This is a genomic window from Streptomyces sp. NPDC104367, assembly GCF_055583825.1.
Genome location: NZ_JBVJND010000034.1, coordinates 41,053 through 60,885, shown reverse-complemented (window position 1 = coordinate 60,885; position 19,833 = coordinate 41,053). Strand labels below are relative to the sequence as shown.

Annotated in this window: 17 protein-coding genes; 11 read left to right on the top strand and 6 right to left on the bottom strand. The window is 73.5% G+C overall.

The window, feature by feature from the left end:
• Positions 1 to 87: 87 nt before the first annotated feature.
• The 3 genes from ACZ619_RS37065 (at position 88) to ACZ619_RS37055 (ending at position 2,387) form a co-directional block, all read left to right on the top strand.
• Positions 88 to 846 carry a hypothetical protein gene (locus tag ACZ619_RS37065; protein WP_469608729.1) on the top strand — a complete coding sequence of 253 codons (759 nt, stop codon included), beginning with the start codon at positions 88 to 90 and terminating at the stop codon, positions 844 to 846.
• Between the two features lie 126 nt (positions 847 to 972).
• Positions 973 to 1,680, top strand: a complete 708-nt coding sequence (locus ACZ619_RS37060) for a hypothetical protein (protein ID WP_469608727.1) — start codon at positions 973 to 975, stop codon at positions 1,678 to 1,680.
• Positions 1,681 to 1,811: 131 nt separating this feature from the next.
• Positions 1,812 to 2,387 (top strand): sigma-70 family RNA polymerase sigma factor, encoded by a 576-nt coding sequence (locus ACZ619_RS37055; RefSeq protein ID WP_469608724.1) that lies wholly within the window; start codon positions 1,812 to 1,814, stop codon positions 2,385 to 2,387.
• Here the strand turns inward: ACZ619_RS37055 and meaB are convergent.
• The 4 genes from meaB to ACZ619_RS37035 all read right to left on the bottom strand — a co-directional run bounded on the left by meaB (position 2,375) and on the right by ACZ619_RS37035 (position 7,981).
• Positions 2,375 to 3,373, bottom strand: coding sequence for a methylmalonyl Co-A mutase-associated GTPase MeaB (gene meaB / locus ACZ619_RS37050; RefSeq protein ID WP_469608722.1), 999 nt, complete (start codon positions 3,371 to 3,373; stop codon positions 2,375 to 2,377). The two genes, ACZ619_RS37055 and meaB, sit on opposite strands and share 13 nt — an antisense overlap.
• Positions 3,370 to 5,529, bottom strand: a complete 2,160-nt coding sequence (gene scpA, locus ACZ619_RS37045) for a methylmalonyl-CoA mutase (RefSeq protein WP_469608719.1) — start codon at positions 5,527 to 5,529, stop codon at positions 3,370 to 3,372. Before scpA ends, meaB begins: the two co-directional genes overlap by 4 nt.
• Positions 5,529 to 7,334, bottom strand: coding sequence for a methylmalonyl-CoA mutase family protein (locus tag ACZ619_RS37040; protein WP_469608717.1), 1,806 nt, complete (start codon positions 7,332 to 7,334; stop codon positions 5,529 to 5,531). Before ACZ619_RS37040 ends, scpA begins: the two co-directional genes overlap by 1 nt.
• Before the next feature lie 113 nt (positions 7,335 to 7,447).
• Positions 7,448 to 7,981 carry a MarR family winged helix-turn-helix transcriptional regulator gene (locus ACZ619_RS37035; RefSeq protein WP_469608714.1) on the bottom strand — a complete coding sequence of 178 codons (534 nt, stop codon included), beginning with the start codon at positions 7,979 to 7,981 and terminating at the stop codon, positions 7,448 to 7,450.
• Positions 7,982 to 8,082: 101 nt separating this feature from the next.
• On the opposite strand from ACZ619_RS37035, the gene ACZ619_RS37030 reads away from it, so the two are divergent.
• Positions 8,083 to 8,598, top strand: a complete 516-nt coding sequence (locus ACZ619_RS37030; protein WP_469608713.1) for a YceI family protein — start codon at positions 8,083 to 8,085, stop codon at positions 8,596 to 8,598.
• Between the two features lie 66 nt (positions 8,599 to 8,664).
• Here ACZ619_RS37030 and ACZ619_RS37025 read toward each other — a convergent pair whose 3' ends face one another.
• Positions 8,665 to 10,416 (bottom strand): hypothetical protein, encoded by a 1,752-nt coding sequence (locus tag ACZ619_RS37025; protein ID WP_469608710.1) that lies wholly within the window; start codon positions 10,414 to 10,416, stop codon positions 8,665 to 8,667.
• A 241-nt stretch (positions 10,417 to 10,657) separates the two neighbouring features.
• Here ACZ619_RS37025 and ACZ619_RS37020 point away from each other — a divergent pair, with 241 nt between their 5' ends.
• From ACZ619_RS37020 to ACZ619_RS36990, 7 genes are all read left to right on the top strand, one after another.
• Positions 10,658 to 11,047, top strand: coding sequence for a cell division protein SepF (locus ACZ619_RS37020; protein ID WP_469608707.1), 390 nt, complete (start codon positions 10,658 to 10,660; stop codon positions 11,045 to 11,047).
• 387 nt (positions 11,048 to 11,434) lie between these two features.
• Entirely contained in the window at positions 11,435 to 12,601 is a 1,167-nt protein-coding gene (locus ACZ619_RS37015) for an AAA family ATPase (RefSeq protein WP_469608833.1), read from the top strand.
• A complete protein-coding gene (locus tag ACZ619_RS37010; protein ID WP_469608705.1) occupies positions 12,598 to 12,927 on the top strand; it encodes a nucleotide pyrophosphohydrolase in 330 nt (109 codons plus the stop codon). Before ACZ619_RS37015 ends, ACZ619_RS37010 begins: the two co-directional genes overlap by 4 nt.
• Positions 12,928 to 13,123: 196 nt before the next feature.
• Entirely contained in the window at positions 13,124 to 13,582 is a 459-nt protein-coding gene (locus ACZ619_RS37005) for a DUF6099 family protein (protein WP_469608702.1), read from the top strand.
• 161 nt (positions 13,583 to 13,743) lie between these two features.
• Positions 13,744 to 14,667, top strand: coding sequence for an LLM class F420-dependent oxidoreductase (locus ACZ619_RS37000; protein WP_469608701.1), 924 nt, complete (start codon positions 13,744 to 13,746; stop codon positions 14,665 to 14,667).
• 115 nt (positions 14,668 to 14,782) lie between these two features.
• Positions 14,783 to 16,258 carry a 3' terminal RNA ribose 2'-O-methyltransferase Hen1 gene (locus ACZ619_RS36995; protein ID WP_469608698.1) on the top strand — a complete coding sequence of 492 codons (1,476 nt, stop codon included), beginning with the start codon at positions 14,783 to 14,785 and terminating at the stop codon, positions 16,256 to 16,258.
• Entirely contained in the window at positions 16,255 to 18,801 is a 2,547-nt protein-coding gene (locus ACZ619_RS36990) for a polynucleotide kinase-phosphatase (RefSeq protein ID WP_469608695.1), read from the top strand. Before ACZ619_RS36995 ends, ACZ619_RS36990 begins: the two co-directional genes overlap by 4 nt.
• 85 nt (positions 18,802 to 18,886) lie before the next feature.
• Here ACZ619_RS36990 and ACZ619_RS36985 read toward each other — a convergent pair whose 3' ends face one another.
• Entirely contained in the window at positions 18,887 to 19,786 is a 900-nt protein-coding gene (locus ACZ619_RS36985) for a hypothetical protein (protein ID WP_469608693.1), read from the bottom strand.
• Positions 19,787 to 19,833 lie beyond the last annotated feature (47 nt).

The window sequence follows — 19,833 nt, the reverse complement described above, 5'->3', positions numbered from 1 at the left end:
GCGGGCCGCGCGGCCGTCGGCACCGCAGCGGGACCCGCCCGCGTGTAGGTACGTGCCATGCGGACACCGGCGAGCGTACGAGCACGGATGCGATCCCCCTGGACCTGGGCGGCCCTCGCCGCGGTGACGGCGGTGTGCGGGGCGCTGCCGTTCGCCGGCGGTTCCGGGGACGAGCCCCGCCCGCTGTCGGCGGCGGAGGCCCGGCGCCTGGCCCTCACCCGGTTCGACGCCTACCGCGACAGTCCGGCCGCGGTGACGGTGCACGCGCCGCTGCCCGGCGGTACGGCCGTGATCCGGGCGGTCGTCGACCAGCACCGGCACCGGGCGGTGGGCTGGTTCGACACGGGGGACGCGGCGGAGCGCTGGCTGCTGGCGTGGGACACCGGGGGCCTGGCGGTGGCCCGGCCCAAGACCGGCACCGGCGCGGGGCCGCTGGCGAGACCGGCCTCGCTGGGCCGGGCGGTGGCGGAGGCCGGGCGGCTGGGGCCGGACCGGTGGATCCACCGCCGCTACGGGCCCGCCTCGCTGGACGCGGCGCTGCGGCTGACCCTGGCCCTCGCGGCCGAGCACCCCGACGATCCCCGGCTCCTCGCCCGGTCCGGCCCCCGCCATCTGCGCGAGGACCGCATCGACGGCCGCCGCTACGACGTCCTCTCCGGCCCCGCCCCGCGCCCGGACGCGAGCGGCCGCCCGGTCGTGGGGGAGACCCCGCTGACGTACTGGATCGACGCCGGGGGCCGGCTGCGCCGGGTCCGGGCCGACCTGGACGACGACCGCTCGATCGTGGTGGACGTGACGGGGACGCGGGTCCGGCCGGGCGTGCCGGACGGTCCGTGGGCGCGCTGAGCCCGACCGCGCCGGCAGCCCCGTTCGCTGTGAACCCGACCACGCCGGCTGTGAGTTGAGCACGGTGGCTGTGGATCGCCGTACCACTCCCCGACGGGTCGGCGCCTGATGCGAGGATGATGCGCCATGACGGCAGGGTGGTGTGCGCGCACGGTACGGGCCGCGGTGTTCGCGGCCGTCTGCGTGCTGCTCGCCGCCCTCGGCCACGTCCTGATGTCCGGGAGCACCGTGCCCGGCTGGACGCTGGCGGCCGGCGCGGTGGTCACCGGCGCGCTCGGCTGGGCCCTGGCGGGCCGTGAACGCGGGCTGCCGCTGGTCGTCTGCGCCGCCGTCGGCGCCCAGACGGCCCTGCACTCCGGCTTCTCCGCCGCCCAGGCGTGGACCGCCGGGACGACATCCATGGGCACCATGCACATGAGCACGGCCATGAGCCCAGGCATGAGCACGGGCATGACCGCGGCCATGAGCACGGGTGCGGACATGTCCGGCTCGATGGCCGCCCTGCACATGGGCCCCGCCCGCCCCGACCCCGTCGAGTACCTCGGCTTCGGCACCGGCGGCACCGCCTCCACCGGCATGCTCGCCGCCCACCTCCTCGCCGCGCTGCTGTGCGGACTCTGGCTCGGCCACGGCGAGCGCGCCGCCTTCCGCGTCCTGCGGGCCGCGGAAGGCCTGCTCTTCGCCCCGCTGCGGCTGCTGCTCGCCCTGCCCGCCACCCCCGAACGGCCGCGCCCCCGGCCGCGCCGCCGCCGCTCGCAGCGGGCACCGCGGCTCCTGCTCCTCGGCCACACCATCACGTCCCGGGGTCCGCCCGGGGGGACCGCTGTCGCCTGACGACAGCTGGTGATCCGGGACCGCCCGCGCGGCCCCGGACGAACACGCGGCCGTCCGCCCGCGCCGGCACCACGAGCGCCGTACGGCCGTCTCCCCCTCTCACCTTTCTCAAGGACCCCAAGGGACACCGAGTGATCACTTCTGTCCTGCCCGCACGCCCCGGGGCGGCCGAGAAACGCGACGAGTCGATCACGGCCTGGGCCCTCGCGGCCCGGTCCGGCGACACCGCCGCCGTGGACGCCTTCGTACGCGCCCTGCACCGCGACGTCCTGCGCTACGTCGCCCATCTCTGCGCCGACCCGCAGGCGGTCGACGACCTCGCGCAGGACACCTTCCTGCGCGCCCTGGGCAGCCTGCACCGCTTCGAGGGCCGCAGCTCGGCCCGGTCCTGGCTGCTGTCGATCGCCCGCCGGGCGGTCGTGGACAGCCACCGGTACGCGGCCGCCCGGCCCCGCCCGGCGGACGTCCCCGACTGGCAGCTCGCCGTGGAGCGGGCCCAGCCGTACGGGCTGCCCGGCTTCGACGACGGGGTGGCACTGCTCGACCTGCTGGAGGCCCTGCCCGAGGAGCGGCGCGAGGCGTTCGTGCTCACGCAGCTCCTCGGGCTGCCGTACGCGGAGGCCGCCGAGGTCAGCGACTGTCCCGTGGGCACGGTCCGCTCCCGGGTGGCGCGGGCCCGCGAGGCGCTCCAGGATCAGCTGGCCTGAGGGCCGTCCAGGGGCTCGCCGAACGCCTTCAGGATGCGCTCGGCGGCCAGCGTCGCCGTCAACGTGCCGTCCCTGACCTGCTGTTCGAGGCCGGGGGCGGCCGAACGCACCGCCGGGTGGGAGTGCAGCCTGCCGAGCAGCTCGTCCCGGACCATCGACCAGGTCCAGCCGACCTGCTGCTCACGGCGCTTGCCGGCGAGCCGGCCCGTCGAGTCGAGCAACGCCCGGTGCTGCTCCAGCCGTTCCCAGACCACCTCCAGGCCGGTCGACTCGCGGGCGCTGCAACTGAGCACTGGAGGAGCCCAGAAGGCGTCCTTGCCGTGCATCAGGCGCAGCGCGCCGGCCAGTTCCCGGGCGGCGGACCGTGCGTCGCGCTCGTGCGGGCCGTCCGCCTTGTTGACGGCGATGACGTCGGCGAGTTCCAGGACGCCCTTCTTGATGCCCTGGAGCTGGTCGCCGGTGCGGGCCAGGCTGAGCAGCAGGAAGGAGTCGACCATGTCGGCGACCGCCGTCTCCGACTGGCCGACGCCGACCGTCTCGACCAGGATCACGTCGTACCCGGCCGCCTCCATGACCACCATCGACTCGCGGGTGGCCTTGGCGACCCCGCCCAGGGTGCCCGCGCTGGGGGAGGGGCGGACGAAGGCGTTCGGGTCGACCGCCAGCCGTTCCATCCGCGTCTTGTCGCCCAGGATCGAGCCACCGGTCCGGGTGGACGAGGGGTCCACCGCCAGCACCGCCACCCGGTGCCCGAGACCGGTCAGCAGGGTGCCGAACGCGTCGATGAACGTGGACTTGCCGACGCCCGGCACCCCGCTGACGCCGATCCGCCGCGCCCGGCCGCTGTGCGGAAGCAGCTCGGTCAGCAACTCCTGTGCCAGCACCCGGTGTTGTGGCCGGGTGGACTCGACGAGGGTGATCGCGCGGGCGATGACCGCACGCTTCCCGTCGAGCACACCCTTCACATAGGCGTCGACATCGATCACAGGTCGTGCCCGAGTTCCGCCGCCAGCCTCTTCACCAGGTCGTGCGCCGCGTCCGGAATCACCGTCCCGGGCGGGAACACGGCCGTGGCGCCCATCTCCAGCAGGGTCGGCACGTCCTGGGGCGGGATGACCCCGCCGACCACGATCATGATGTCCGCCCGCCCCTCCTCGGCGAGCTGCTCGCGCAGCGCCGGTACGAGGGTGAGGTGACCGGCCGCCAGTGAGGACACGCCCACCACGTGGACGTCCGCCTCCACCGCCTGCCGGGCGACCTCCTGCGGGGTCTGGAACAGCGGGCCGACGTCGACGTCGAAGCCGAGGTCGGCGAAGGCGGTGGCGATCACCTTCTGGCCCCGGTCGTGGCCGTCCTGGCCCATCTTGGCGACCAGGATGCGCGGGCGGCGCCCCTCGGCCTCGTCGAACGCGTCGACCAGGGCCCGGGTGCGGTCCACGTTCGGGGACTCGCCTGCTTCGTTGCGGTACACACCGGAGATCGTACGGATCTGGCTCGCGTGCCGGCCGTACACCTTCTCCAGGGCGTCCGAGATCTCGCCGACGGTCGCCTTGGCGCGGGCCGCGTCCACGGCCAGCTCCAGCAGGTTGCCGTCGCCGTCCGCCGCCCGGGTCAGCGCGTCCAGCGCGTCCCGGCACGCCGTCTCGTCGCGCTCCGCGCGCAACCTGCGCAGCTTCTCCAACTGCTGGGCGCGCACGGACGAGTTGTCGACCTTGAGGACCTCGATCGCCTCGTCGCTGTCCACCCGGTACTTGTTGACGCCGATCACCGGCTGCCGCCCGGAGTCGATGCGGGCCTGGGTGCGGGCCGCCGCCTCCTCGATGCGCAGCTTCGGGATGCCGGCGTCGATCGCCCTGGCCATGCCGCCGGCCCGCTCGACCTCCTGGATGTGCGCCCATGCCCTGCGGGCGAGGTCGTACGTCAGCCGCTCCACGTAGGCGCTGCCGCCCCACGGGTCGATGACCCGGGTCGTGCCCGACTCCTGCTGGATGAGCAGCTGGGTGTTGCGGGCGATCCGCGCCGAGAAGTCGGTGGGCAGCGCGAGCGCCTCGTCGAGGGCGTTGGTGTGCAGCGACTGGGTGTGGCCCTGGGTCGCCGCCATCGCCTCCACGGCCGTACGCGTGACGTTGTTGAACACGTCCTGCGCGGTCAGCGACCAGCCCGAGGTCTGCGAATGGGTGCGCAGGGAGAGGGACTTGGAGTTCTTCGGCTCGAACTGGTCGACCAGCCTTGCCCACAGCAGCCTGGCCGCGCGCAACTTGGCGATCTCCATGAAGAAGTTCATGCCGATCGCCCAGAAGAAGGAGAGCCGGGGCGCGAACGCGTCCACGTCCAGGCCCGCCTCCCGGCCCGCCCGGATGTACTCGACGCCGTCCGCGAGCGTGTACGCCAGCTCCAGGTCGGCCGTGGCACCGGCCTCCTGGATGTGGTAGCCCGAGATGGAGATCGAGTTGTAGCGCGGCATCCGCTGCGAGGTGTACGCGAAGATGTCGGAGATGATCCGCATCGACGGCTTCGGCGGATAGATGTAGGTGTTGCGGACCATGAACTCCTTGAGGATGTCGTTCTGGATGGTCCCGGCCAGCTTCTCGGGCGGTACGCCCTGCTCCTCCGCCGCCACGATGTAGAGCGCCAGCACCGGCAGCACGGCGCCGTTCATCGTCATCGACACGGTCATCCGGTCGAGGGGGATCCCGTCGAACAGCTGCCGCATGTCGAGGATCGAGTCGATGGCCACGCCCGCCATGCCGACGTCACCGGTCACCCGCGGGTGGTCGCTGTCGTACCCCCGGTGCGTGGGCAGGTCGAAGGCGACCGACAGGCCCTTCTGGCCGGCCGCCAGGTTGCGTCGGTAGAACGCGTTGGACTCCTCGGCGGTGGAGAAGCCCGCGTACTGGCGGATGGTCCAGGGCTGGTTGACGTACATCGTCGGGTAGGGGCCGCGCAGGTACGGCGCGATGCCCGGGTAGGTGCCCAGGAAGTCCAGGCCCTCCAGGTCGCGGCCGGTGTAGAGCGGTCTGACCCCGATGCCCTCCGGGGTCTCCCACAGCGGCAGGTCACCGCCGGCCGCCCGCCATTCCTCGGGGCTCCCCTCGGTGACGGGGGTCCCCAGCTCGATGCCGGAGAAGTCGGGGATTCCCATCAGGACACTCCCATGCGGTCGAGGGTCTCGGACAGCACGGCCACGGCGTCGCAGCCCGCGAAGACGCAGGAGTCGACGCCCGGGTGGTCGCCCCGGCCGGCCAGGACGACGTGCCGGGCACCGGCCGCCTTCAGCGACTCGGCGTGCCCCGCGGCCTGTTCGGCGTAGCGCGCGTCGCTGGAGCAGAGCACGGCCTCGGTGGCACCGCTCTCCTCGAAGCTTCCCCCGGTGACCGGCTCGATGCCGCCCGCCTGGAAGAGATTGGCGGCGAAGGTGGCGCGGCCGGTGTACTCGGCGGCGGAGCCGAGCGTCGCCAGGTAGATCCGGGGGCGGGCGCCGGTCGCCGCGAGGTGGGCGTCCGAGCGGGCGCGCAGCTCCTCGTACGCCTCGTCGCGGCGGACCCGGGGCAGACCGCCGGACGGCGGCTCGGGGGCGGGCTCGCGCTCCACCGGCTTCTCGGTCAGCAGCGGGAACTCGCTGACGCCGGTGACGGGTTCGCGGCGCTTGGCGATCCTCTTGGAGCGCTCCGCCCAGGTGGTCGCGAGGTCGGTGCGCAGGCGGCCCGAGCGAAGGACGGCCGCCTGGCCGCCGTCGCGCTCGATCGTCCGGAAGAACTCCCAGCCCGCGTGGGCGAGTTCGTCGGTCAGCCGCTCCACGTACCAGGAGCCGCCCGCCGGGTCGATCACCCGGGCCAGATGCGACTCCTCGACCAGGATCGTCGAGGTGTTGCGGGCGATCCGGCGCGCGAACGCGTCCGGCAGCCCCAGCGCGTGGTCGAACGGCAGCACGGTCACGGAGTCGGCGCCGCCGACCCCCGCGGCCAGCGTCGCGACCGTCGTGCGCAGCATGTTCACCCACGGGTCGCGGCGGCTCATCATCACCGGCGAGGTGACCGCGTGCTGCGTCTGGGCGCCCGCGCCGGCCGCCCCGCTCACCTCGGCGACCCGCGCCCACAGCCGGCGGGCCGCGCGCAGCTTGGCGATCGTCAGGAACTGGTCGGCGGTCGCCGCGTACCGGAACTCCAGCTGCGCCAGGGCCTGTTCGACGCCGAGTCCGGCCTCGGTCAGCTCCCGCAGGTAGGCCACCCCGGTGGCCAGCGAGGCGGCCAGCTCCTGCGCGGCCGAGCCGCCCGCCTCGTGGTAGGGCAGCGCGTCCACGGTCAGCGCCCGCAGCCCGGGGTACCCCTCGGCGCACCGCTTCGCCAGCCCGGCGACGGGGGCGAAGGGCAGGGCGGTCCCGGTGCGCGCCTCGTGGCCGAGCGGGTCGGCCCCCAGGTTGCCCCGGACGGCCTCGGGGGCGACGCCCTTCGCCTCGTGGACCCGGAACAGCCCGGCGGCGGCCGCCTCGACGTCCCGGCCCGCGTCCAGCACGACCGGTGCCAGGTCGAGGTAGACGCCCTCCAGTGCGCGGGCCAGCCCGTCGACGGGGATGCCGCCCTCGCCCAGCACCAGCCAGAGCGAGGTGACGCCGTTCTCCAGGTCGGCCAGGACGGCGCCGTCGGGGGCCGCCGCGTGCCGCTGCCTTATGTCCCAGCCGCCGTCGGTGCCGCCCTCGGGGCGGCCGCCCCGCACGAACGGCGCGAAGCCGGGCAGGCCGGGGTCGGGCGCGGTGTCATGCGCGGTGTAGAGGGGGCGGGTACGCAGCCCGTCCTCCAGCGTCGTGGACAGGGCGTCCTCCGCGGCCTCGCCCGAGACTTCCCTGCCCGACTTGCGCAGCACGCCCTCGACGAGGCGTTGCCACTGCTCGTGTGTCGCGTCAGGGAACTCGGCGGCCAGGGGGAGCCCGTCGTCAGGCAGGACCGTCATGGTCGGATGCTAGGGCAGACCGCTGAAGCCGCACGGGTGACGGGGCTGTGAGCTTGCCCTCTCCGTGGTTGTGACCTGTGCCTCCCGTGGCTGAAGTGGCCGGATTCGGGCGGTCAGCGCTCGTCCGGGGCGAGTTCGCGGGAGGGCTCCGGTGCGCGTTCCTGGGCGAGTTCCGGGGCGAGGGCGCACAGGGCTTCGCGCTGCTCGGGGCCGACGACGTGGGCGAGGGCCTCCTTGACCGTCTCGGCGAGCGGGGCGGAGGCCGCCTGGAGGAGCCGGCGGGCCTTGTCGGTGAGGGCGACCTCGACGCCGCGCTTGTCGCCGCAGACGGATTTGCGGGTGACCAGGCCGGCGTGCTGGAGGCAGGCGATCTGGTAGGTCAGACGGGTCTTGGGGCGGCCCAGCAGTTCGGCCGTCCTGGTCATCCGCAGGCCCTCGCGCGGTGACTCGGCGAGCAGGCACAGGATCAGGAACTCGTCGTGCGAGACGTCCAGCGTCTCCTTGACGGCCGACCGCAGCCGCTGCTCCACCGCCCCCGTCGCCGCCAGCAGCAGCATCCAGGCGCGCAGCTCGGCCGGGAGCAGTCCGCCGCCCGTGCGGGACGGGCATTCGGGCAGCTCGGCGGGGTGTTCCTGGGAGGCGGCCATGGCGTCAAGTCTACCTGTTGTCCAAATTTGAATATTGGGCTAGCGTGCCAGTCATCCAAATTTGAACCATCAAGTGATCGTCAAGTGATCGGAGTACGGCCATGACCGTCACCGTGGAGACCGGCCTCTGGCGGCTCGACCCGACCGCCTCCGCCGTCGCCGTGCGGCACAAGTCCTTCTGGGGCCTGGTCACCGTCAAGGGCGCCTTCGCGGGCGTCGGTGGCCGGGGCGAGGTCGCCGCGGACGGCACGGCCACCGGCACCCTGTCCGTCGACGCCGCCACCCTGGACACCGGGAACAGGAAGCGCGACGACCACCTGCGCTCGGCCGACTTCTTCGACACCGACCACCACCCGGAGATCACCTTCGCGGTGCGCGGTGCCGAGCGGCGCGAGGGCGACGTGGTGCGGGTCGACGGTCAGCTCACCGTGCGGGGGATCAGCCGGCCGCAGCAGGTCACCGCGAAACTGGTCTCCGCCGACGCCGACGCGCTCACCCTGGAGGCCGAGTTCACCGTCGCACGCGAGGAGTTCGGCCTCACCTTCAACCAACTCCGCATGATGGGCGGCCCCACCACGATCACCACCACCCTCCGCTTCACCCGGACGACGGCCTGAGCGGGCGCCCGGCGCCTCCCCTCCGGCCCTCGTGGCGCTGCGCGGCCCCGCGTGGGGGCGGTTCGGCTAGCCCGTCGTCCTGGTCAGCCGGACGTACTTGCTGGAGAGGGTCTGGGGGGTGGCCGTGAAGGCGCGCAGGCGGATTCGGGTGCCGGGTTTCGCGGGGACGGAGAAGCGGCCCTTCGGCGGGACGAGTTCGACGGTCGCGGTGCTGTGCGCGGGGATCGTCGCCGGACCGTGCGCGAGCAGCCAGTACATGTTCATGCCCTGGCCGGTGGTGAGCGTGTAGTGCGGGGTGAGGGGCACGCCCTCGGTGTTGGCCACGCGCAGCGTCATCGCCCGGACCGTGCCCGCCGAGTGCCCCGCCCGGCGCAGCGCGGTGATCTCCATCCGCAGCGGCGGCCGCCCGGACACCGCGAGCGCCGCGCTCACCAGCGCCGGAGCGAGCAGCAGCGCGACCGCCGCGACCAGCGCGGGACGGCGCCGGGGCCCGGTCAGGAAGGCCGGCCGGGGCTGCCAGGCACGCTCGAACTCCGACAGCGGCGCGGTGACGGCCGCCGCCAGCCACAGCGGGGTCATCATCAGGTAGTAGCCGTCCTGGGACCGGGTCGCCAGGAAGAAGGCCAGCCAGGGCAGCACGGTCGCGGCCGGGCCGAGGCGCCGTACGAACAGCACGAACAGGGCGAGCAGCGCCGCCGCGAGCAGCATGCTCGCGTGCGAGTACCAGTCGATGCGGTCGCTGCCGTCGGTGAAGTACAGGGTGATGCCCACCAGGCCCTGGCCGTGCACCACGGCCCCCTGGGTCAGCGGCAGCGCGATCCCGCCCAGCCAGTGCCGGGGCTCGGACACGATGAAGTACGTGTTGATCAGCAGCCAGACGGTCACGGCCACGCCCGCGACCCGCAGGGTCACCCGGCCGGCGGCCCGGCCGCCCAGCTCCCCGCGCCGCACCGCGTAGATCCCGGCGAGCAGGAACGGCGTGATGAACCACGGCAGTTGCTGCGCGGCGCACGCGGCCCCCAGGCAGGCGGCCCGCGCGATCCCGGCCGTGCCCAGCCGGCCGCCCCGCCCGATCCGCGGCCAGCGCACCGCCACCGGGATCAGCAGCGCCAGCCCGACGACCGCCGGATAGCCGACCCGGGCGTACGTCGGCAGGAACCCGAACCCCAGGCAGGCCATCGTCGCCGCCGACCGCCACGGCGCCGGCAGCATCCGCCACAGCGCGACCGTGCCGGCGATCAGCGCACCCGTGCACACCGCCGTCGCCGGGGCGCTGTGGTGGCCGAGCCACAGCAGCGGGGCGGTCAGCAGCGGGGCCAGCGGGGGATAGCCGTACGTGTAGTCGTAGCCGCCGCCCGTGGTCGGCGTGAGCGCGATGCCCGTGTCGTGGAACAGCCAGGGCCAGGGCTGCCCGTATACGGCGTGGCCGGCCACCAGTTCCCGGGCGGCCTGGGTGGTCAGGGCGCCCTCGTCGCCGCCGCCGTGGTTCAGTGCCCAGCCGCACACGACGAGTGCCACGGCGGTCACCAGCACCAGCAGGTCCAGACGGGCCAGGGAGCGGGTGCGGCGGACCGTCAGGGCCAGTACGCCGGTCACCAGGATCGAGGCGTAGCAGACCGAGATCACGGCCGCCAGCACCAGATGGTGGGTCGCCGCCTGCGTCCACACCGACCGGGTTCCGATGAAGAGGCTGACATCGGCGAGGACGGTCAGGACGCGGTGCCATTGCGCCGGGGCCCCGGGGTCCCCCGGTGCGGCGGACACCGCCGACTGTGTCCGCCGGCCGGGTGTCACCTGCTGTGTTTCTGCCAAGTGCACGCACCGGACGGTAATCGCGGGCGGTGAGCGGGGTGTCGCAGGAGGTGAAGAGTCCGGTGTGAGGGCAGTAAGAAGCCGCCAATGCGTGGCAATCGGCGGAATGGTGAGAATAAATCCGCCTCTGTGCCGATCTGGCGCGCGGATGCGTTCGCGCTTCGTGTCGTTGTTGGGCCGAACGGGTGACTTGGCGTAAGAATTGGGTGGTGCAGGCATCAAGTGCGAGTCAGGTCGGGGGGAGCCGGTGAGCCGTTACGACGTCACCGATGAACAGTGGGAGGGGCTCGCCCAGGTCGTGCCGCTGAGGGGTCGCGACGCCTGGCCCTCGGCCGTGGGCCATCGCGCGCTGCCGGACGCGGAGACCGCGGCGCGGCGCCGTTTCGTGGTGCTGCGGGTCAACGTCTTCGCCGACGCCCGCGAGGTCGCCGAGACCCTGATGGCGGGGATACCGGTCCTTCTCGACCTCACCGGCGCCGAGTCGGAGACCGCCAAGCGCGTCCTCGACTTCAGCACCGGCGTCGTCTTCGGGCTCGCCAGCGGGATGCACCGGGTCGACCGCAACGTCTTCCTCCTCACCCCGCCGGGCACGGAGGTCAGCGGCCTGATGCAGGGCGCGGGGGCCTCGGGAGGCTGAGCCCGCGGCGGGCGAGCGGTGCCTCCGGGAGCCGTTCCGCGAGGGTGAACGGCTCGCGTGGCCGACGGGCGGGTCCCTCGATCGTAGGAAGGTCCGGAGGGCGGAACGGTTCGGCTGCGGGCGGAGTCCTACCGTCCGGACATGCCCGCCCCCACCGCTTCCTCACCCGTCCCGCCCGCAGGCTCCGACCGGTCCGCAGGTTCCGACCGGTCCGCAGGTTCCGACCGGTCTTCGGAATCCGACCGGTCCGCAGGCTCCGACCGGTCTTCGGGCTCCGGCCCGTCTTCCGGATCTGACCGGTCCGCACGCTCCGGCTGGTCTTCGGGATCGGACCGGTCCGCAGGAACCCACCGGTCCTCGGAGCGGGTGCCGCGTGCGCGCTCGCCCCTGCCCGACGGCGAAGCCGCGCCCCCCGCCGTCGCCGCTCCCACGCCCCGCCGGGACCCCCGGCCCCGGGTCACCGAGCTGCGGCTGTCCGCGTTCGCCCGGCACCGCGGCGCGAGCTTCCCGCTGGGGCGGGTCACGCTCTTCACCGGGCCCAGCGGGAGCGGGAAGTCGGCCGTGTTCGCGGCGTACGAGGCGCTGGCCCGGCTCGCCGGCGGCGCCGACCTCGCCGAGGTGTTCCCGGACCCGGTCGCGCTGGTGCCGGAACGGGCCCGGCCCGACGCGCAGCGGCGGCGCGGCTTCCGCATCGGCTGCACCGCCGACGGCCCCGAAGGACCGGTACGGCTCGACGTCGCCGTACAGGCCGAGCCCGAGCTGCGCATCGTGGGGGAGCGGCTGACCGCCGCCGGTGTGGTGCTGCTGGAGACCGCGCTGCGGGATCCCGGCCGGCGGGCCGTGCAGGCCGCCTGGCACACCGCCGGTTCCGCCCCGGTCACCCGGGCCCCGCTCCCCGACGACCGGCTCGGCACCGCGCTGCTGCCGCTGCGCGTCGCCGGGAAGACGGACGGACAGCGGCGGGTCCTCGCCGCGGCCGAGCAGATGGTCGTCGCCCTGCGTTCGGTGTTCCCCTGCGATCCGCGGCCCGAGGGCATGCGCACCCCCGTCCTCACCGGCTCCGGGCGCCTGCTGCGCGGCTGCGACAACCTCGCCGACGTCCTGTGGCGCACCCGCTCCGAGTGCGGCCGGCGCCACGCCCAGCTCGTGGAATCGGTGCGCACCGGCTGTGCCGGCCCGGTCGCCGACCTGTTCGCCGAGCCGCTTCGCGACGGCACGGTACGGGCGGTGCTCGACCGCGGCGACGGCCGCCGTACGGAGCTGGCCCGGCTCGGCGAGGGCGAGCTGCGCTACCTGGCCCTCGCCCTGGTCCTGTTCACCGGGCCCGGTGTCCTGGAGGTCGACGCGCCCGGCGAGGTCCCCGACGCGATGCGCGGTCTCACCGTGCTCGCCGACGGCTTCGACCGCTGCCTCGACCCCCGCCAGCGCGCCGAACTCCTGCGCACCGCCGTGCTGATGGGTGAGCGCGGCCATATCCGCCTGGTCGGCGCGGTGAGCGATCCCGCGGTGGCCGAGGGAACCGGGGCGATCACAGTGGTACACCTGGACACGTGACCGAAGAACCCCTCGACGTGGCGAAACTCCAGCGCAGACTGGCCGAGTTCGCCGCCGCCCGTGACTGGCAGCAGTACCACAACCCCAAGAACCTGGTGTCCGCGCTCAGCGTGGAGGCCTCCGAACTGGTCGAGATCTTCCAGTGGCTGACCCCGGAGGAGTCGTCCCGGGTGATGGCCGACCCCGGCACCGCGCACCGGGTCACGGACGAGGTCGCCGACGTCCTGTCCTATCTGCTCCAGCTCTGCGAGGTCCTCGGTGTCGACCCGCTGGCCGCGCTGGACGCGAAGATCGACCGCAACGAGAAGCGGTTCCCGCCCGTCTGACAGTTCATCAGATTCTGTCGACCGGAGGATCGGTGCACTCCTGATTAACGCTCCGTAGCCAAATCCCCGCTCGCGTCCGAATTGTTGTCCGCAGATTTCCGCCTTCCTCTGGCTTTACGTCTCGCAAACCTTCACTCTGGGTAGTGAACTACTGAGTGCGGCACGGCGGTTCGGATCGACGGGGACGGGGCGGCGGATGGACGCGATGCGGCTCATCATGACGAGCAGACGGGCGCTGGCGCGGGGCGCGGGCGTACCGGAACTGATGACCGAGGTGTGGCAGGCCCAGGCCCTGGCCCAGGCGATCGGCAGCCGGCTGGCCGTCTCCGGCCCGCCCGAGCTCCGCGGCGAGGCCCTGGGCCTGACCGAGCTGGCGGGCCGGGGCTGCGGAGTGCTGGGCACCCCGGACCTGGACCCCGGCACCCTGCGCGCCGCCCAGCTCACCGAACTGGACGACGCCCGCCAGACGCTTCTCGGCCTCGGCGGCCTGCTCGCCGAGGCGGGCATCGCACTGGTCGGCATGGCCAGCGCCGCGGTCGACGAGGCGACGTACTGGCAGTGCATGGAGGCCATCGACGCGGCCGACGAGTCCCGGGACCGGGTACTGGAGATGCTGCGCAAGCTGGCGGCCCGCGAGGAAGTCCACGACGGCTGACCCGGACCAACGATCACCGAACACCCCGGCCACTGGCCCGCACGGCCCCCCGGACCCCGGGGGTGACGACATTCACCCGACCGTGGCCGGCCGGGCGCGGCGCGGCGATCGTGGCTGGTCCCGATGGGGTCCGAGGGGCGAGGGGGAGGCAGGATGGGGGCATGGACCTTCGCATCTTCACCGAGCCCCAGCAGGGCGCGAGCTACGACACCCTCCTCACCGTCGCCAAGGCCACCGAGGACCTCGGGTTCGACGCCTTCTTCCGCTCGGACCACTACCTCAAGATGGGCGACGTCGACGGTCTGCCCGGTCCCACCGACGCCTGGATCACCCTCGCCGGGCTCGCCCGGGAGACCAAGCGGATCCGCCTCGGCACCCTCATGACCGCCGCAACCTTCCGCCTCCCCGGCGTGCTCGCCATCCAGGTCGCGCAGGTCGACCAGATGTCCGGCGGCCGTATCGAACTCGGCCTCGGCGCCGGCTGGTTCGAGGAGGAGCACAAGGCGTACGGCATCCCCTTCCCGAAGGAGAAGTTCGGCCGTCTGGAGGAGCAGCTGGCGATTGTCACCGGGCTCTGGGAGACCAAGCTCGGCGAGACCTTCGACTTCCACGGCACGTACTACGACCTGACCGGCTCGCCCGCGCTGCCCAAGCCCGCCCAGGCCCGGATCCCGGTGCTGATCGGCGGCCACGGCGCCACCCGCACCCCCCGGCTGACCGCCCGCTACGCCGACGAGTTCAACATGCCCTTCTCGTCGGTCGACGACAGCAAGGCCCAGTTCGGCCGGGTGCGCACCGCCGTCGAGACCGCCGGCCGCAAGGGCGACGACCTGACCTACTCCAACGCCCTCGTGGTCTGCGTCGGCAAGGACGACCAGGAGGTCGCCCGCCGTGCCGCGGTCATCGGCCGTGAGGTCGACGAGCTGAAGGAGAACGGCCTGGCCGGCACCCCCGCCGAGGTCGTCGAGAAGATCGGCCGCTACGCCGAGGTCGGCTCCCGGCGCATCTACCTCCAGATCCTCGACCTCTCCGACCTCGACCACCTGGAGCTGATCTCCGCCCAGGTCCAGTCCCAGCTGTCGTAACCACCGGTTCCCGCCCCGGTTCCCGCCCCTGGTTCCCGCCTTCCGGCCGCCCGGCCGGGAGGCGGCGGGTAAAACAAGTGGTCACGACGGCGGCAGAGCCGCGAAACTCGGACATGTGTTCCTGACGATCTCCACGAGCGGCACCGCCGCCTCCCCGGCCACCGACCTCGGGTACCTGCTGCACAAGCACCCCGACAACGCGCAGACCTTCTCCACCTCCTACGGCATCGCGCACGTCTTCTACCCCCGGGCGGACGCGGATCGCTGCACGGCGGCACTGCTGCTGGAGGTGGACGCGGTGGCGCTGGTCCGGCGCGGCAAGGGCAAGGGACGCGGCGGGGCCCCCGACGCGGCACTCGCGCAGTACGTCAACGACCGCCCCTACGCCGCCTCCTCGCTCCTCGCCGTCGCGCTGAGCAGCGTGTTCTCCAGCGCCATACGGGGCGTGTGCCGGGCCCGCCCCGAAGTGCCGTCCCTGCCACGGCCATTGCGCATCGAGGTGCCCGTGCTGCCCGCCCGCGGCGGCCCAGCTCTGGTACGGAGTCTCTTCGAGCCGCTCGGCTGGACGGTGACCGCCGAACCGATCGCCCTGGACAGCGAGTTCCCGCAGTGGGGCGACTCGCGGTACGTCGCTCTCGTCCTGGAGTCGGAGTCCCTGACCCTGGCCGAGGCCCTGCGCCACCTCTACGTGCTGCTCCCCGTCCTCGACGACGCCAAGCACTACTGGGTGACCTCCGAGGAGGTCGACAAGCTGCTGCGCGCGGGCGAGGGCTGGCTGCCCGGCCACCCCGAGCACAAGCTCATCACCAGCCGCTACCTGTCCCGCCGCTGGTCGCTGACCCGGCAGGCGATGGAGCGGCTGGAACTGGTGCGGCTCGCCGAGGCCGACGACAGCGACGTCGAGGAGATCGACAACGCCGTCGAGGACCAGACCGGGACGGAGGAACGGCCGACCCCGCTCGCCGTGCAGCGGCGCGAGGCGATCCTCGGCGTACTGAAGCGCTCCGGCGCCGCCCGCGTCCTCGACCTCGGCTGCGGCCAGGGCCAGTTGGTGCAGGCCCTGCTCAAGGACCCGTCCTTCACCGAGATCGTCGGCGTCGACGTGTCGATGCGGGCCCTCACCATCGCCTCGCGCCGCCTCAGGATCGACCGCATGGGCGAACGGCAGGCCGCCCGGGTCAAGCTCCTCCAGGGCTCGCTCGCCTACACCGACAACCGGCTCAAGGGGTACGACGCCGCCGTGCTCAGCGAGGTGATCGAGCACCTCGACCTGCCCCGGCTGCCCGCCCTGGAGTACGCCGTGTTCGGCGCCGCCCGCCCGCGCACGGTCCTGGTGACCACGCCGAACGTCGAGTACAACGTCCGCTGGGAGACCCTGCCCGCCGGACACGTCCGGCACGGCGACCACCGCTTCGAGTGGACCCGCGAGCAGTTCCGCGCCTGGGCGCACCGGATCGCCGAACTCCACGGCTACGAGGTCGCGTTCGTCCCGGTCGGACCGGACGACCCCGAGGTGGGCCCACCCACCCAGATGGCCGTCTTCGAGATCAGCACCACCACGTCCGCCGCGAAGGAGGCGAAGGCGGCATGACCGAGACACAGCACACCGGACGGGTCCTCCCCGTCACCGACCTCTCCCTGGTCGTCCTCGTCGGCGCCTCCGGCTCCGGCAAGTCCACCTTCGCCCGCCGCAACTTCACGCCGACCGAGGTGATCTCCTCCGACTTCTGCCGCGGCCTGGTCTCCGACGACGAGAACGACCAGAGCGCCACCCGGGACGCCTTCGACGTCCTGCACTACATCGCGGGCAAGCGGCTGGCCGCCGGCCGCCGCACGGTCGTCGACGCGACCAGCGTGCAGCAGGAGTCGAGAAGGCAGCTGATCGAGCTGGCCCGGAAGCACGACGTGCTGCCCATCGCGATCGTCCTCGACGTGCCCGAGAACGTGTGCGCCGAACGCAACGCGGCCCGCACCGACCGGGCCGACATGCCCCGCCGGGTCATCCAGCGGCACATCCGCGAACTCCGGCGCTCCGTCAGGCACCTGGAGCGCGAGGGCTTCCGCAAGGTGCACGTCCTGCGCGGTGTCGAGGAGGTCGAGTCCGCCACGGTCGCCACCGAGAAGCGCTTCAACGACCTGACCCACCTCACCGGCCCGTTCGACATCGTCGGCGACATCCACGGCTGCGCCCGCGAACTGGAGTCCCTGCTGACCAAGTTGGGCTACACCGACGGCGTGCACCCCGAGGGCCGTACGGCCGTGTTCGTCGGCGACCTCGTCGACCGCGGCCCGGACAGCCCGGGCGTGCTGCGCCGGGTGATGTCGATGGTCGCGTCGGGCAACGCGCTGTGCGTGCCCGGCAACCACGAGAACAAGTACGGCCGCCACCTCAAGGGCCGCAAGGTCCAGCACACCCACGGACTCGCCGAGACCATCGAGCAGATGGCGGGCGAGAGCGAGGAGTTCACCCGCCGGGTACGGGAGTTCATCGACGGACTCGTCAGCCACTACGTCCTCGACGGCGGACGCCTGGTCGTCTGCCACGCCGGGCTGCCCGAGAAGTACCACGGCCGCACCTCCGGCCGGGTCCGCTCGCACGCCCTCTACGGCGAGACCACCGGCGAGACCGACGAGTTCGGGCTGCCCGTGCGCTACCCGTGGGCGGAGGACTACCGGGGCCGCGCGGCCGTCGTCTACGGCCACACCCCGGTGCCCGAGGCGAGCTGGCTGAACAACACCATCTGCCTGGACACCGGCGCCGTCTTCGGCGGCAAGCTGACCGCGCTGCGCTGGCCGGAGCGGGAGCTGGTCGACGTACCGGCCGAACGGGTCTGGTACGAGCCGGCCCGCCCGCTGCGCGCCGAGGCGCCCGGCGGCCGGGACGGACGGCCGCTGGACCTCGCGGACGTCCAGGGCCGGCGGGCGGTCGAGACCCGGCACGGCGGCCGGGTGGCGGTCCGCGAGGAGAACGCGGCGGCGGCCCTGGAGGTCATGAGCCGCTTCGCGATCGACCCGCGCCTGCTGCCCTACCTCCCGCCGACCATGGCGCCCACCGCCACGAGCCGGCAGGACGGCTACCTGGAGCACCCCGCCGAGGCCTTCGCCCAGTACGCGCGGGACGGCGTCGCCCAGGTCGTGTGCGAGGAGAAGCACATGGGCTCGCGGGCCGTGGCGCTGGTGTGCCGGGACGCGGACGTGGCGCACCAGCGCTTCGGCGTCCCGCCCGGCCCGACCGGCTCGCTCTACACCCGTACCGGGCGCCCCTTCCTCGCCGACGGGGCGGCCACCGAGGAACTCCTCGGCCGGATCAGGGCGGCGGTCGACGGCGCCGGCCTCTGGGACGAACTCGACACCGACTGGCTGCTGCTGGACGCCGAGCTGATGCCCTGGTCGCTCAAGGCCTCCGGGCTGCTGCGCACCCAGTACGCGGCCGTGGGCGCCGCCTCCGGCGCGGTCTTCCCGGGCGCGCTGGCCGCCCTGGAGAGCGCGGCGGCACGCGGGGTCGACGTGGCGGAGCTGCGCGACCGGCAGCGTGAACGCGCCGCCGACGCGGCCGCGTTCACCGACGCCTACCGCCGCTACTGCTGGACCACCGAGGGCCTGGACGGGGTGCGCCTCGCGCCCTTCCAGATCCTCGCGGTCCAGGGCCGCAGCCTCGCCGCGCTCCCGCACGACGAGCAACTCGCCCTCCTGGACCGGATGGTGGAGCACGACCCGACCGGGCTCCTGCAGACCACCCGCCGCCTCCACGTCGACACCGGCGACCCGGAGTCGGTGCGGGCCGGTGTCGACTGGTGGCTGGAGATGACCGGCCGGGGCGGCGAGGGCATGGTCGTCAAGCCGCTCGGCGCCGTGGTCCGCGACGCGGAGGGCCGGCTGGTCCAGCCCGGCATCAAGTGCCGGGGCCGGGAGTACCTGCGGATCATCTACGGCCCCGAGTACACCCGCCCCGACCACCTCGCCCGGCTCCGCAACCGCTTCCTCAACCACAAGCGGTCCCTGGCGATCCGCGAGTACGCCCTCGGCCTGGAGGCCCTGGACCGCCTCGCGGACGGCGGGCCGCTGTGGCGGGTCCACGAGGCGGTGTTCGGCGTACTGGCCCTGGAGTCGGAACCGGTCGACCCCCGGCTGTGACCGACCGGCGGTGACCGACCGGCGGTGAGCGGCGGGCTTCCGCCGGTGAGCCGCTTGCCGGTGACCCGGTGACCCGGTGACCCGGTCAGCCGACCAGCCGCAGCCTGCGTGCGCACGCCCCCACCCGGACCGTCTGGCCCCAGGTCAGTTCCAGGGCGTCGGTCTCGATGCCGTCGCCGAAGGCGATCAGGCGGTCCGACTCGACGGTCAGGGTGAGGGCCGCCGAGGCCGACAGCTCGCCGGCGACCAGGGCCGTCCCGGTCGCCGGCGACGGCCAGGCCTCCCGCACGAACCAGAGCAGGCGGTCCTCGGTGGGCGCGGGCAGCGGCACCCGGGCGCCCCGCTCCTGCCACAGCGAACGCAGCCAGCCGGTGGCCCCGGTGCCGGTGCCCACCAGCACCCCGGAGGAGGCCTGGGCCTCGACGACACCCCCGTCGTCCTCGAGGCCCAGGCGGTAACGGGCGGTCTGGTGACCGGCGGTACCCAGGTAGATCTCGTTGAGCGCCACGAGCCGCTGCGTGTCGTCGGCGACCGCCTCGACCATCGTCAGCTCGTCGACCCCCGTCCCCGGCGCGGTCACCGACGCGAGCAGCGCCGCCGCCCGCTCCGGCCGGTGCCGTACCAGGACACCCGGATTGCGGCCCGGGTCGGTGTCGACGCCCACCACCGGCTGTCCGTCCAGGTACTTGGCGACGTTCGCCACCAGCCCGTCCTGGCCGACCACCACGACCACGTCCTCCGGCGCGAACAGGAAACGGTCCAGGTCGGCCCGTTCCACCCGGGCCTGACGCCAGGCCAGCGGTACCGCCGAGGCCACCTCGGTGAGCGCCCGCCGGGTGCGGTGGTGCCGTTCGGCGACCTCGGCCATGTCCCGGCCCCGCGAGGAGAGGAAGAAGGCGGCCTGTCCGTGCGTGCCGTGCCGGGCCACCAACTCCTCGTACTCCGTGGTCCGATGGACGAGCACGGCACGCGGCGCGAGACTCACGGCGCCGCCCCCGGGACGCGGCGGCCCCCGGCCGGGAGCCCGCGGGC

Bases quoted from the DNA above. Each gene is read 5' to 3' on its own strand.
- ACZ619_RS37030 (WP_469608713.1), top strand. From the start codon at position 8,083: ATGACCGTCACCGTGGAGACCGGCCTCTGGCGGCTCGACCCGACCGCC.
- scpA (WP_469608719.1), bottom strand. From the start codon at position 5,529: ATGGGAATCCCCGACTTCTCCGGCATCGAGCTGGGGACCCCCGTCACC.
- ACZ619_RS37000 (WP_469608701.1), top strand. From the start codon at position 13,744: ATGGACCTTCGCATCTTCACCGAGCCCCAGCAGGGCGCGAGCTACGAC.
- ACZ619_RS36990 (WP_469608695.1), top strand. From the start codon at position 16,255: ATGACCGAGACACAGCACACCGGACGGGTCCTCCCCGTCACCGACCTC.
- ACZ619_RS37065 (WP_469608729.1), top strand. From the start codon at position 88: ATGCGATCCCCCTGGACCTGGGCGGCCCTCGCCGCGGTGACGGCGGTG.
- ACZ619_RS37035 (WP_469608714.1), bottom strand. From the start codon at position 7,981: ATGGCCGCCTCCCAGGAACACCCCGCCGAGCTGCCCGAATGCCCGTCC.
- ACZ619_RS37060 (WP_469608727.1), top strand. From the start codon at position 973: ATGACGGCAGGGTGGTGTGCGCGCACGGTACGGGCCGCGGTGTTCGCG.
- ACZ619_RS37040 (WP_469608717.1), bottom strand. From the start codon at position 7,334: ATGACGGTCCTGCCTGACGACGGGCTCCCCCTGGCCGCCGAGTTCCCT.
- ACZ619_RS37005 (WP_469608702.1), top strand. From the start codon at position 13,124: ATGGACGCGATGCGGCTCATCATGACGAGCAGACGGGCGCTGGCGCGG.